The sequence below is a fragment of the Oryzifoliimicrobium ureilyticum genome (assembly GCF_037199735.1).
In the GTDB taxonomy this organism is placed as follows: domain Bacteria; phylum Pseudomonadota; class Alphaproteobacteria; order Rhizobiales; family Rhizobiaceae; genus Rhizobium; species Rhizobium ureilyticus.
The window spans coordinates 1-12,154 of record NZ_JBBBVQ010000018.1 but is presented as its reverse complement, the minus strand read 5'-3'; the positions used below and the strand labels follow the sequence as shown (position 1 = coordinate 12,154).

At 58.2% G+C, this 12,154-nt stretch carries 12 protein-coding genes and 1 pseudogene; 9 read left to right on the top strand and 4 right to left on the bottom strand.

The features are described from left to right. Nucleotides 1-141: 141 nt before the first annotated feature. Entirely contained in the window at nucleotides 142-837 is a 696-nt protein-coding gene (locus VQ830_RS21210; protein WP_337270146.1) for a hypothetical protein, read from the top strand. A gap of 109 nt (nucleotides 838-946) precedes the next feature. On the opposite strand, the gene VQ830_RS21205 is transcribed toward VQ830_RS21210, so the two are convergent. From VQ830_RS21205 to VQ830_RS21195, 3 genes are all read right to left on the bottom strand, one after another. Continuing rightward, nucleotides 947-1,762, bottom strand: coding sequence for a hypothetical protein (locus VQ830_RS21205; RefSeq protein ID WP_337270145.1), 816 nt, complete (start codon nucleotides 1,760-1,762; stop codon nucleotides 947-949). A gap of 5 nt (nucleotides 1,763-1,767) precedes the next feature. Continuing rightward, nucleotides 1,768-2,583, bottom strand: a complete 816-nt coding sequence (locus VQ830_RS21200; RefSeq protein WP_337270144.1) for a hypothetical protein — start codon at nucleotides 2,581-2,583, stop codon at nucleotides 1,768-1,770. Between the two features lie 173 nt (nucleotides 2,584-2,756). After that, nucleotides 2,757-3,857, bottom strand: a complete 1,101-nt coding sequence (locus tag VQ830_RS21195) for an RHE_PE00001 family protein (RefSeq protein ID WP_337270143.1) — start codon at nucleotides 3,855-3,857, stop codon at nucleotides 2,757-2,759. Nucleotides 3,858-3,993: 136 nt separating this feature from the next. Between VQ830_RS21195 and VQ830_RS21190 the strand changes: the two genes are divergently transcribed. The 7 genes from VQ830_RS21190 (at nucleotide 3,994) to VQ830_RS21160 (ending at nucleotide 10,435) form a co-directional block, all read left to right on the top strand. Beyond that, on the top strand, nucleotides 3,994-4,854 hold the full coding sequence (locus VQ830_RS21190) for a tyrosine-type recombinase/integrase (RefSeq protein WP_337270142.1): 861 nt from the start codon (nucleotides 3,994-3,996) through the stop codon (nucleotides 4,852-4,854). Nucleotides 4,855-4,866: 12 nt separating this feature from the next. Then, nucleotides 4,867-6,042 (top strand): IS91 family transposase, encoded by a 1,176-nt coding sequence (locus tag VQ830_RS21185; RefSeq protein ID WP_337270141.1) that lies wholly within the window; start codon nucleotides 4,867-4,869, stop codon nucleotides 6,040-6,042. 383 nt (nucleotides 6,043-6,425) lie between these two features. Further along, entirely contained in the window at nucleotides 6,426-8,099 is a 1,674-nt protein-coding gene (locus tag VQ830_RS21180; RefSeq protein ID WP_337270140.1) for an IS66 family transposase, read from the top strand. A 285-nt stretch (nucleotides 8,100-8,384) separates the two neighbouring features. Then, on the top strand, nucleotides 8,385-8,678 hold the full coding sequence (locus VQ830_RS21175) for a type II toxin-antitoxin system Phd/YefM family antitoxin (protein ID WP_337270139.1): 294 nt from the start codon (nucleotides 8,385-8,387) through the stop codon (nucleotides 8,676-8,678). Beyond that, nucleotides 8,675-9,052 carry a type II toxin-antitoxin system VapC family toxin gene (locus VQ830_RS21170; RefSeq protein ID WP_337270138.1) on the top strand — a complete coding sequence of 126 codons (378 nt, stop codon included), beginning with the start codon at nucleotides 8,675-8,677 and terminating at the stop codon, nucleotides 9,050-9,052. The genes VQ830_RS21175 and VQ830_RS21170 overlap by 4 nt, the downstream gene beginning before the upstream one ends. Nucleotides 9,053-9,062: 10 nt before the next feature. Further along, nucleotides 9,063-9,311, top strand: coding sequence for a type II toxin-antitoxin system Phd/YefM family antitoxin (locus VQ830_RS21165; protein WP_337270137.1), 249 nt, complete (start codon nucleotides 9,063-9,065; stop codon nucleotides 9,309-9,311). Next, nucleotides 9,308-10,435: a site-specific integrase gene (locus VQ830_RS21160; RefSeq protein WP_337270136.1), complete on the top strand. Its 1,128-nt coding sequence runs from the start codon at nucleotides 9,308-9,310 to the stop codon at nucleotides 10,433-10,435. Before VQ830_RS21165 ends, VQ830_RS21160 begins: the two co-directional genes overlap by 4 nt. Before the next feature lie 75 nt (nucleotides 10,436-10,510). Here the strand turns inward: VQ830_RS21160 and VQ830_RS21155 are convergent, their stop codons facing one another. Beyond that, complete coding sequence (locus tag VQ830_RS21155) at nucleotides 10,511-11,389, bottom strand: hypothetical protein (RefSeq protein ID WP_337270135.1); 879 nt, start codon at nucleotides 11,387-11,389, stop codon at nucleotides 10,511-10,513. A 223-nt stretch (nucleotides 11,390-11,612) separates the two neighbouring features. Between VQ830_RS21155 and VQ830_RS21150 the strand changes: the two are divergent. Continuing rightward, nucleotides 11,613-12,154, top strand: a pseudogene (locus VQ830_RS21150) (contractile injection system protein, VgrG/Pvc8 family); the annotation flags it as partial.

The following is a 12,154-nucleotide window of genomic DNA, read 5'->3' as shown; positions in this document are numbered from 1 at the left end:
CGTTACCTCGACAAAGTTATCGTTTACGTCGAGGGTGAGCCAGATGAAAAAGCCTATTGGGCCATGCTCGGGCCCGATGTCGCTCATTGCTTGGAGTTGAAGGTACCGCCGACTACGGGGCATGAGGGTGTAACCAATCAGGTGGCCGAAGAACGCCCGACCAATCCGAAGATCTTCGGATTGCTCGACGGCGAAGAGGCTGCGACCTTTGGCGGAATGGAGCACTTTATCGCTTGCGAGGATCCGATTTTTGAGATTCCCGGCGCGGACGGCCTGCTGTTCATACTGGGTCACGAGCTGGAAAATATTCTTATTCTGTACGGCGAATTCTGTGAACATATAAGCGACGACGTAAGATTGAACGATCTCGGAAAATATTCTCCAAGCGATATCCAACTGACCCTGCGGGAGTTCAAACAGCGCTTCTTTGCCGGCGCCCTCTACAAATATGCAGCCAAAGAGCTGAGAAGAAACGGAAGTGATTGCAAGATCATCGATGTCGGGCGTTTCCAGGCGAAAGTTACAACATCGTCGGTGTTGAAGGACCTGCGCACCGAGTTCCTCTCTGAAGGTACGGATTGGATAGCGTTCCGCAGCGCACTACAGTCGGTAATTTCTAAGGTTCGATCGCGATTTAACACTAAAGATTTTAACGCCGACGAAAAAACGCTAGAGCTTATTCGGCTAGCCGATGGAAAGCAGCTTCTCAATAAAATGCGGTCGCACTTCAACAACACGGCGCGATGGGAGGGGCATCTCGTTCGCAATGTATCGAGGGCTCCATTTGCGGAGAGGTTTCGCGATTTAATGATCGAAAAGACCGGTGCAAGCGCCTGATCCCGATTCGGCCATTCACCTCTACCTCTATCAAAGTCGGATAAGGCTCTGCTCCGCGTGTGGTGGACGGAAGAGACCCAAATATAGTAGATTACTTGATGCGCCGGAATCAGGGATTTTGCCGATCCAAGGACCGCACCCATTCTGTAAGCATAGGGCCGAAAACAGGAAACGGGCACGCGAATGTTGTCCGAGAACCTTCCAGCCAGGTGCTTTGAAGTGCGACGATCCAATATCTAACGCGCTCGCCGATCGAAAAGCCAATGACCGGCCCCCCGCTCATTCCAACAACGCTGTTCAACGAGATGGGATCGAGGATCCGCGCTACAAGCCGTCTGTGGGGCTTGAGAAACCCGGGAGGCGGCTCTTCCAGCTCACGGATCGTGATCATGGTGGGAGATACTTCGGCTCTCCCATCACCCGGCAAAACCGTTGAGGAAAATTCGTCGGGCAAACCCAGAAGAGCATATCCGTCGAACGTTACTCGATCTTGATATGCCCAATTTTCTTCCTCAAGGATACGCACACCGTTCGCTGTCAATAAGCGGACCTGGTGGGGGTGAAGTTCCACGGCACCAAAGTCCAGCCCAAGAGCTTCATCATAAACAAAGGTCTTACGAGCAGATGCGAAACTAATAGGGACGGGCCGCTCAGATACAAATGATGAACCGAAGGCATCTGCGAGGGCGCATTCATCGACAATGATCGATCGACTTTCGATCATGGCGACCACCTGCTCCACCACGTGACCAGCAGAAAGCCAGAGGACGGTGTCGTCGATACGCATGAGCGTTCCGGAAAACGCCCTAAACTCTGTGATATTAGCTGCATCCGCACGGCGAAACGCGACGCACAGTGCCACAAGATGACTTCCAAAATAACGCAGGACCTTCAGTCCCACCTCTTCTTCCTGCTGCTCACTCATGTGCCTCAACCTTGCATCTTAAACAGGCGATGTTCCAGCGCTTTTGCTAGCGCGAGTAAGCGCGGGTGTCGGCTGGTGTCGCACAGCATTCGCATCGAGGCGTCAAGCGGCATCATCTTCTGATCACCGCTTAGGACCTTGTCGAAAAACGATCCAGTCAGCACATATTCCGCATCAAACGCGTCGTGCGCTATTCGTTCAGGCTTTGCGCTCTCGACGCCATGCTTCTTCACCCAGCTGATCGCGTAAAGAAATTCGGAATACGTCTTCCGGCGCCGCATGTCCCCGACAAACTCGCCCGTCGCACGAAGCGCACCCTCCGCCAATGCCAGGACAACACCGAGTTCCTCCTCGAGCGAGGTACTTGCGAGTATTTTGATCTCAGGCTTTCCGAACTTCGCCTTGATGGCGGTAACGATCTTTACAAGTGAGGACTTGTCTTTTGCGGCATCGAAAGTTCGTGCGCCCTGACCGGACATCTCAACAAATTTCGCCAGGAAGCTCTCAAACTTGTCGAGCGGTGCTCTCGAAATCAGTGTCCTCGCGACGTCGGTGTATTCGTCGTCCACAAGCTCTGCGGCTGTGATAGAACGACGCTGCGTTCCTTCCCACTCCAGTGCTTCCTTTACGCTACGGCAGACGAATATTCGATCGACGGCGGACCGTAGTGGCGAAAACGAACGCTCCATCGTGTAGGCTGGATTTGTCTTCATCATTTCCTCGAGCGCGACGTCCGGAACCAGAAAGTGGATCGCTGGATCCTCTATTAGGCGGATCAACTCGGGAGAGCGGAAACCGCCCTGATCGAGAACAATTCGCATACGCAACCTCCGTCTACCGGCATCTTGCCGTCTAGTTCAAAATACCCTTACCTTCAACGGCAGTTGGCGTCATCGAACAGAACCATAGCGTTTTCGGTTTGTCGAACATGACGTCGGCGTTTGGCTCGTTGCTTTGATCTCTCGATCGATCACCGCATTTGAAAACAAATAGCTCACAACACGCCCCATGCCCGAAACCTCCCCCTGCCCGTCATCTCCCTGAGGCCGAGTTCCAAAACGATCCGCCGCGCCGCCTGCGGCGTCACGTCCAACGTCTTCGCCACCATCCCGGCCGACACCAACGGCTTTGCCATCACCAACTCGATCAGTTCCGGCAGTTTTGACGACGTCCGGCGCCCGTCCAGCTTTCGGTCCATCATCGTTTTCGCCAGCGTCAGCCGGTCATGCTCTTTAATGCCGATCTCGGCGGCCGCCAAAAGACCGTGGGCGATGGCGAGCAGCCGGGTTTCGCGATCGCGATGACGGCGCCGATCCACCGGAATGGTCTTGAGGCCAAGATTGATCGCTGCGAGATGGGCACCCGTGGTGATGCCGGCTTCCCGCATAATGGATGCGGCGAACAGCCGGCCGAGCCAAGGAGCATGCTGTAGGACGGAAAGTTCATTCCAGGCATCAAGGGCTATGATCGCCTGCAGCACCGTCGGCAAGTTCTCGGTCTGACGGAGCGCACTGCGCCATTCGTCGAGCCGAGCGTCTTCGTCCCAGTCGAGGTCGTAGATCAATGGGTCCTTTTCGGCAGAACGGCTGGCCGCGAGGTGGCTTGGACGCCTAGCGTCCTCGATCGCCGCCTCCGACCGGGCCAGAACCGCATCGATGGCGGCATAGTCGACGCCGGGAAGATTTTCGATCTCGACGCCATCCTCTCCCTCCCCTTCTGGTTCAGCCACGACCACGGGCCGAATGACGCCGGCCGGCTCCGCCACGCCCTCGCTGGCCGACGTGATGTCCGCCGTCTGTCGCAAAATCCGGATACCCTCTGCGGACAAGGCCCAATCCGGCGACTGGGCAGCAATGCGTCGGCGTGTACGAAGGACGTCGCGAGCGATGGTGAGTTCGTGGGTGGGTGTGCGGGTATCGCGAAAGGCGTCGTGGAGGACGAGGTCTTCGAGATGGACGAGTTCGCCGTCGATCCACAGCGAGGCGCAGACATCCGCGAAATTTTGCCGTTCGATGAACCCGGCGCCGACGGGTGAGCGGGCGATGCGTTCGTCGAGACGGGTGAGGGCGACGCCGGCGTCGAAAGCCGGCCGCATCAGTAACCGGAGCAAATCCGGTGGCAGGAGGGATTGAACGAAGCCGCTACCGCGGCATTTGGAGGCTCTGGTTGCATTAAGTGCTCCTGATTTGAAGGAATGGGTTGTTCTGCCCCACCTTCAATAGGAGATGACGATGAGTGATATGAGTCCGCTGCGGCGTCGGATGATCGATGACATGACAATCCGCAATCTGTCGCCGGCGACACAGCGCTCTTACCCGCATGCGGTAACGAAGTTTTCGCGCTATTTCGGGCGATCGCCTGACCGGCTGGGATTGGAGGATGTGCGAGCGTTTCAGGTGCATCTGGTGTCGTCTGGCCTATCATGGCCGGCCTTGAACCAGACAGTCTGCGCGCTTCGGTTCTTTTTCGGCGTCACGCTTGGTCATGATGAGATACTGGAGCGCATCGCCTATGCCCGAACTCCGTCCAGGTTGCCGGCGATATTGAACGGCGATGAGATCGTGCGTTTTCTTGAAGCGGTTCCAAGCCTGAAGACACGAACAGCGCTGACCACGGCCTATGCGGCGGGACTGCGGGCTTCTGAGACTGTCAATCTTAAGGTTGGCAGTATCGACGGCGAGCGCGGCGTCATCCGTGTCGAGCACGGCAAGGGTGGCAAGGATCGTACCGTGATGCTGTCGGCGCAGTTGCTGCATATCCTGCGGGTCTATTGGAAGCTGGCGCGACCGCGGACCTGGCTGTTCCCGGGGCGCGACGAGACCAAGCCCATCGATGTTCAGGTTCTGCATTCGGCCTGCCGTTCGGCGCGGATTGCTGCTGGCATCGACAAACGCGTGACGGTGCATACGCTGCGCCACAGCTTTGCCACCCATCTCCTTGAGAGCGGCACCGACATCCGCATCATCCAGGTCCTGCTCAGCCACAACAACCTGTCGACAACGGCACGCTATACCAAGGTGTCCAACACCCTGATCCGTAGCACAACCAGCCCGTTCGACCGGCTGACGCTGGACGTGGTGCCACCAAGCTGAGGATATCTCGCCATGGCGGCGCGATTGGAGGTGGCGGATATCTTTCGCCGCCACGGGGAAGGCTATCGTTATCGACACGATGCTCATCTCGGCCGGCTCGAACGCCGGGTGATGAGTGCGATCGAGATGTGCAGGACCGCGCGGCTGGGCGGTCATGTCCAGCGATGTGAGGACTGTAATACGCTTCGAATCGCTTATAACTCCTGTCGTAACCGGCATTGCCCGAAGTGCCAGGGACAGGCGAGCCGTGACTGGCTCGCCGCCCGGCAGGCCGATCTTCTGCCGGTCGGCTATTTCCACGTCGTCTTCACCGTGCCGCAGCAGATTGCGGCGATCTCCTTCCAGAACAAGGCGGCGCTCTATGCGATCCTGTTCCAGGCCGTCGCCCGAACGCTGCGCAGGCTGGCTGCCGATCCCAGACATCTGGGTGCCGAGATCGGCTTCATCGCTGTGCTGCATTCCTGGGGCCAGAACCTACACTACCACCCGCATGTCCATTGCATCGTGCCGGGCGGCGGATTATCGGCCGATCAGTCCAGCTGGGTTGCCTGCAGGCCAAAATTCTTCCTGCCTGTGCGGGTTCTGTCGCGGCTCTTCCGGCGGCTGTTTCTTGAAGAGCTGAAGCAGGCCTTCGACCTGGGCCAAATTCAATTCTTCGGCGACATCGCCGGTCTGGCCGATCCGGTCGCCTTCAATCGAACCCTTGAAGCAGCACGTCGCATCGACTGGGTGGTCTATGCCAAGCCGCCATTTGCCGGACCCGAACAGGTGCTGGCCTATCTCGGCCGCTACACCCATCGCATCGCCATCACCAATTCCCGCCTCGTCACGATCGATGACCACCAGGTTACCTTCCGTTGGAAGGATTATCGAACGGGCGGCGCCCAAAAGGTGATGACGCTCGATGCCCACGAGTTCATCCGCCGTTTCCTGCTTCACACCGTTCCCGACGGCTTTCACCGCATTCGTCATTACGGCCTGCTTGCCAATGGCCATCGGCAACGGAAGCTGGATCAGTGCCGAAGCCTGCTGGATGTCCCGTCGCCGGAGCAGCGGGCCGAAGAACCGGATGCAAAGCCACCACCGTTGGTGCACCGCTGCCCCTGTTGCGGCGGCGCCGTTAAGATCATCGGCACGTGGACTCCGATGTCGCCGGTCTGCCGACCGGCATGGAATGACAGCTCATGATCATATTAGACGACATCGTTGCAACGATCAGCGTCGGCCTACTGAAGGCCGCGAGGCGAGTGCTTTGGCCAATCGTGCCTGCGACAAGCAAAATGAGACACCACCGAGGGTTCTATCCGTGCAAACCTGCCGATAGCGGCGTCAGGGACACTGCAAATCACCGTATGGCTCTCCTTCCGGACCAGTCCACCAGGTCCTGCAGCGTTTGCCCTCGACAGATGCCATCGATCGGTTCAGCCGAATCCCCATAGTGCCAAACAACCCGCGCCTTCGCTCAATCCGGCTTCAATGAGGTCCGATCAGCGAATGCCGCACGCACCGCCCACGGACCTCACAGAACCCTCCAGATTCCTGTTTTGCGGAAATCATGATTCACTCCATTTATGACGAAGCGCCGCCTGCCCATGGCCGAGCATGCCGATACGCTGTCGCTGAAAGCGCTGCGAGAGCTTGTGACGGGTCTGGTGGAGCGGGCTGAGCGGGCAGACATCCGGATCGAGAAACTCGAGGCCGAAAACCAAAGGCTGTGCGACGAGAATGACCAGCTCAGGATCGAGAACACCCGACTGAAAGTTGACAGCCAGCTCCTGCGCGATGAGATCGCGCGGCTGAAGAACCTGCCGCCGCGTCCACCGTTCAGGCCGTCGGGGATGGAAAAGGCAACCACCGACAGGGCGGTTGGTAGCAAAGATCCGCCTACGCGGCGCCGCGGGCCGAAGGCCGATAGGGGCAAGATTACTCGTGAGGAGGTTCTGCCAGTCACGGCTCCGCCCGGATCGCGCTTCAAGGGCTACAAGGATTGTGTGGTGCGGGATCTGGTCCTGCGGGCGGAGGCGATCCGCTATCGTCGCGAATGCTGGCTGACGCCGGATGGTCGCACGATCACCGCATCGCTGCCTGCAGGCGTCCAGGGTGGCTTTGGTCCCAATCTGCGGCGCTTCTGCCTGATGCTTCACAGCCATGGGCAAGTGACGACGCAGCGACTGACGACCTTGCTCAACGATGTCGGTGTCGAGATTTCCAAACGACAGGTCATCCGGTTTCTGACGCAACGGATGGAAGGCTTTCATGCCGAGGATGCCGCCGTGCTGCATGCCGGCCTGATTTCGGCGCCCTATGTGACGGTCGACGACACCGGCGCCCGCCATGGCAACCGCAATTTTTATACGACGCATATCGGAAGCGAGTATTTTAGCGCCTTTCGCACCGCGCCGTCGAAATCGCGGCTGAACTTTCTGGCCCTGCTGCGCGGCAACTATCAGGACTATGTGCTCAACGATGCCGCCTTCACCTTTCTGGAAGACCGTCAGGTGGACCCCACCCTTCTGGCCCGTTTGAAGTCGCGCCAACCGCAGCGGTTTGCCAACCAGGTTCCGTTCCTCACCTATTTGGCTGAAATGGGTATCGACATCTTTGACAGGGACATTATCCGCCCGTTTGCCGAGGCCGGTATCTGGGGCTCCATTCGCCATCATGGTTTGGTCGGCAATGTCGTGATCGTGTCCGACGACGCCGGCCAGTTTCGGGTCGGTACCCACGCGTTGTGCTGGGTCCACGCCGAGCGTTTGCTGCACAAGCTGATGCCGGCGACGCCGCGCCAGGTAAAACATGTCGAGACCCTGCGCGAGCTGATCTGGCTCTTCTACAAGCAGCTGAAAAACTACCAGCGAAGTCCAGGCCGGCGCGCAGCCCACGGTCTTCAGGTCCGGTTCGATCGGATATTCTCCATCCGCACCGGATATCGCGACCTCGATCAACTGCTGTTGCGGCTGAAGCGCCGCAAGGCCGAGCTTCTGCGGGTTTTGGAGCGGCCCGAGACGCCGCTGAACACGAACGCCTCGGAACGAGATCTGCGCGGGTTCGTCATCAAGCGGAAGATCTCGGGCGGCACGCTCAGTCGCAATGGCCGACAAGCGCGCGACAGCATGCTCGGTCTGATGAAGACCTGCCAAAAGCTTGGTCTGTCGTTTTGGCACTATCTTGGCGATCGGCTGGGCATGGGTGATGACGACCATCCTGTTCCACCCCTCCCTTCCATGGTTGCGGCACGCGCCTGACGCCTCATCCCTGCCCATTGGGCTGGCACTGCCACCAGATTAGCCCCGCTTACCCCCGCTTACCTGTCATGCTGATTTTCGTAAGATCGTAAGTCATTGTTTTTATGGTTAACGGAAGATTGAGACGAAGTTATCTCCATGTATACTTCTGCCACTAAGCCACATCCGCGGGGCGTACTATAACCATCGATAAGTACCCCTTATCGATGGTTATATGTACATGCTGATTGTACGCCGGTCTCTATCGTGGTATCTTGCCGTTCAAACACTTAATCGGAGCCGACCATGCCCCAGACGCACTACAAGATCAGCGAGGCGCGCAAGAACTTTGCCGAGGTTCTTGAACGTGCCAACCAAGGTGAAGAGATCATCATCATGCGCGGCAATGAGATCTATGCCCGTGTCGGTCCCGCGGATCGATCCGGTAAGCGACCTTTTGGGCTGCTGGCGCAGCGGGGACTTCCGGACGACCTGTTTGATGAGCCTGATGCCGAGCAAGCTGCAATCGACGCCGGTGACTGGAGTGATGACATCGGGATGTTTCAGGGTCGACCTGCCGACAGCGGGAAGCGCCCGTGAAGCTCCTGCTCGACAGTCATGCCGTCTATTGGTGGACGATCGGTAGTGCGCGCCTTTCACCGCATGCACGCGCCCTCATTGAGGACAAGAACAACACCGTGCTTGTCAGCGCCGTTTCTTTCTATGAGCTCGATAATAAGATGCGGCTGAAGAAGCTCGATCTCAAACCCCAGGAATTGCGCGTCGCTGTCACCGCCAGCGGCTTGCAAACCCTTGCCATCAATGACGTGCATGCCGAATTGGCGGCCGCTTTTGACTGGGAACATCGGGATCCCTGGGACCGGATCCTTGCAGCACAAACCAGACTAGAGCACTGCGCCTTGGTCTCGACGGACGTCGTCTTCGATGCTGTCCTGCACGAAAGGATCTGGTGAGAAGAGACATATGAAAGTTTTTGTTGACGTAACGGAAGCGGCTGAACGGTTCGAGGCGTTAATCGAGCTGGCAATCTGCGGCGATGAGATCGTGATCTGCCGCGACGAAAGACCCGTGGCGATACTCACGCCGATCACCCAAAATGTGGACGCTTTTCAGAAATTCCTGGATTTAGCGGCAGAGGGTCGCAAGAGTGTCCCTTCAGGCACAACCTCCGACCATTCCGATTTCTATGACGAACATGGCCTGCCCAAATGAGGGCCGTTGATCGCCGCATCGATCAACTCGATACGATTGCTGCTGTTCTCCCGATGGAGCGGCGCGGTGAACTGGCCGAGCTTCTGACCGACAAGGATGTCGAGACACTTCGGCACCTCGTCAACCAGGGCATGGGCGCCAATACGTTGAGGGCGCTGACATCTGATCTTGCCTATCTCGAAGCCTGGGGTCTTGCTGCCACCGGGAAGTCACTGCCCTGGCCAGCGCCCGAAGCGCTGCTCCTAAAATTCGTGGCCCATCATCTGTGGGATCCGGAGAAGCGTGCGACGGATCCCGATCACGGCATGCCGGCGAAAGTGGAAGACAACCTCCGGCGTCAGGGGTTCCTGAAGTCCATCGGCCCACATGCACCGGATACGGTGCGCCGGCGGCTGGCCAGTTGGTCGACCCTCACAAAGTGGCGTGGCCTTGAGGGCGCCTTCGCCTCCCCTGCCCTGAAGTCCGCCATTCGCCTTGCCGTGCGCGCCGTCCCGAGACAGCGCCGCCGTAAAAGTGCCAAGGCCGTCACCGGCGACGTGCTGGCAAAATTGTTAGCGACCTGCGCGACCGACAGCCTGCGCGATATTAGGGACCGGGCGATCCTTATGGTCGCCTTTGCTTCCGGCGGCCGTAGGCGGAGCGAAATCGCAGGCCTTCGCGTGGAACAACTGACCATGGAAGCTCCGATCGAGACAGAAGGTGGCTCTTCCCTCCCCTCTTTGGCCATTCATCTCGGTCGCACCAAGACGGCGACCGGCGAAGAGGACGAAGTCGTCTATCTCACCGGCCGCCCCGTCGAGGCGCTGAACGCCTGGCTGGCGGCGGCAAAGATCGACAAGGGCAGCGTGTTTCGCGCGATCGGAAGATGGGGCGCCGTCTCGCATCGGGCGCTGGATCCGCAGTCGATCAATGCGATCCTCAAGCGGCGGGCGGAGATGGCCGGGCTGGAGCCGGGGGAGTTTTCCGCGCATGGGCTGAGGTCGGGTTACCTGACGGAAGCGGCCAACCGCGGCATTCCCCTGCCAGAAGCCATGGAACAGTCAAGGCATTGCTCAGTCCAGCAGGCGTCGAGCTATTACAACAACGCTACTAGGCGGAGTGGACGTGCGGCAAGGCTGCTGTAGCACCCGGCTCTCCTAATTGCTCTCAGCGCTTTCTGGCCGTGCCTCGCGCAAGCCGCTTGGGAATTTGACAGTCCTTCAGGTCGGGACACAGACCAACACGTTAAATCCAACAGCCGAATCAAACCGCTCAGGTGCGAACAGGGATGATGCGTGCTCCGCCATGAACCAGCTTGCAGTCGCTTTATCGTGAACAAGCGCGATTTCCGCCTCCACCCTTTCTCTTGCAGCCTTGATAATCTGTGTCTCAGTCAAAGATGATGTGTTTAACTGCACCATCCGGCGTTTCGCAGGTTGGCCGGCGTCCGAGACGGCGATCGTCAGCTTGTTCTTCGCGTAGCTTTTCACACGCACGCGAAGACGTCTCGGACGCATCTCATCGAACCTCCGATCAATGGCTTCCAGAAGCCACTCGACCTCTTCCTCGGACATGGTAACCGCCGGCATGACATCGCTGACGGGCGCCAGTTGATCGGCAAAATGCTCTCTGTTGATCTCCTCGGCATGATGGGCATAGGCCAGATGCTTGACCGGCAGATCTTTGAGCCATTTGCGCCGCTGCGTAATTGCCATGGACTTGGCAACTTCTTCTCCAAATTTCGAAACGGAAAAGTTCTCCCTCTTCTGCCCCTCCTTCGTCATCAATGTCGCCTGCCAGGCGTCGCCTTCGCGTGTCTCGATGCGCCTCACCCCCGAGATGCCGCTGGTATTGTTCTTGCGCAAGAGAACAGCCTGTTCATGATTGGTTGGCGGCGGCAAGGCGGAGATGACAGCATCACGGTACGCCTTCGCCTGCCTGAAGCTTGCCTCGGACGAACCGTAGATGCTGTCTTTGAAAAGACGGATGATTTTTCGGCCTCGCCTGCGAAGGCTTACCCACCAACCGGCACCATGGCTTTTGCCTGCTTCTTCGCGGCGCAATGCATAGGTATCGATATCGTCTATTTGCTTCACCATCGTTGTCTCGCCCGTATCTCACCGTCTTGGCGCGCTGTTGTCGCCCATCCAGGTGTGAAGCCGAATATGCTGCAACTTTTCCGATTATGAAGCCTTGATGTGTCGCATCATGCCTCCATATCCCAAGCGAGTTCTACAACCTGACTTTCTTTTGCCACAAACCTGGATTGCATTTCGGCAAGATTTTGACGACAATCACCATTGTTCTTTGGAGACGCACCCCATGGACGATATACTGTCAGCCGCTGATTTCATCCAGGCGAGCCGTGTTCTGAAGGTAAAGTCGCCGCTGGGGGAAGACCAGCTTTTGCCGGAGCGCGTGATTGTCGATGAAGGCGTCTCGCAGCTCTTTGAGATCAGACTGTTCGTCCGCCAAGAAGGAAGCGGTGAAGCCGCAGGAACTGATCGGCCGGCTTGCGGATGTCTCCGTCGAGGTGCAGCAGGGCGAGGATGAAAGCGGCGGCGTGCGCCGTCCCTTCAATGGCCTCGTGACCGAACTGAATGAAGGACCGCCCATCACCCGCGGGCTGCGCTCTTACTCGCTGGTGCTGCGCCCGCAGATGTGGCTGTTGTCCCGCCGCTCCGACTGCCGCATCTGGATGGACAAGACTTCGGTCGATGTGGTGCAGACGCTATTTGCTGAACATGGCATCCCAGCCCCCGATGTCTCCGGCATCATCAGTCCTCCGCCACCTCAGCACTATAGCGTGCAATGGAATGAAGATGATTTATCCTATCTTCTCAGGAGGTTCGAGGAAGATGGGC

Bases quoted from the DNA above. Each gene is read 5' to 3' on its own strand.
- VQ830_RS21175 (WP_337270139.1), top strand. From the start codon at position 8,385: ATGCCCCAGACGCACTACAAGATCAGCGAGGCGCGCAAGAACTTTGCC.
- VQ830_RS21190 (WP_337270142.1), top strand. From the start codon at position 3,994: ATGAGTGATATGAGTCCGCTGCGGCGTCGGATGATCGATGACATGACA.
- VQ830_RS21195 (WP_337270143.1), bottom strand. From the start codon at position 3,857: ATGCGGCCGGCTTTCGACGCCGGCGTCGCCCTCACCCGTCTCGACGAA.
- VQ830_RS21200 (WP_337270144.1), bottom strand. From the start codon at position 2,583: ATGCGAATTGTTCTCGATCAGGGCGGTTTCCGCTCTCCCGAGTTGATC.
- VQ830_RS21160 (WP_337270136.1), top strand. From the start codon at position 9,308: ATGAGGGCCGTTGATCGCCGCATCGATCAACTCGATACGATTGCTGCT.
- VQ830_RS21155 (WP_337270135.1), bottom strand. From the start codon at position 11,389: ATGGTGAAGCAAATAGACGATATCGATACCTATGCATTGCGCCGCGAA.
- VQ830_RS21185 (WP_337270141.1), top strand. From the start codon at position 4,867: ATGGCGGCGCGATTGGAGGTGGCGGATATCTTTCGCCGCCACGGGGAA.
- VQ830_RS21165 (WP_337270137.1), top strand. From the start codon at position 9,063: ATGAAAGTTTTTGTTGACGTAACGGAAGCGGCTGAACGGTTCGAGGCG.
- VQ830_RS21205 (WP_337270145.1), bottom strand. From the start codon at position 1,762: ATGAGTGAGCAGCAGGAAGAAGAGGTGGGACTGAAGGTCCTGCGTTAT.
- VQ830_RS21180 (WP_337270140.1), top strand. From the start codon at position 6,426: ATGACGAAGCGCCGCCTGCCCATGGCCGAGCATGCCGATACGCTGTCG.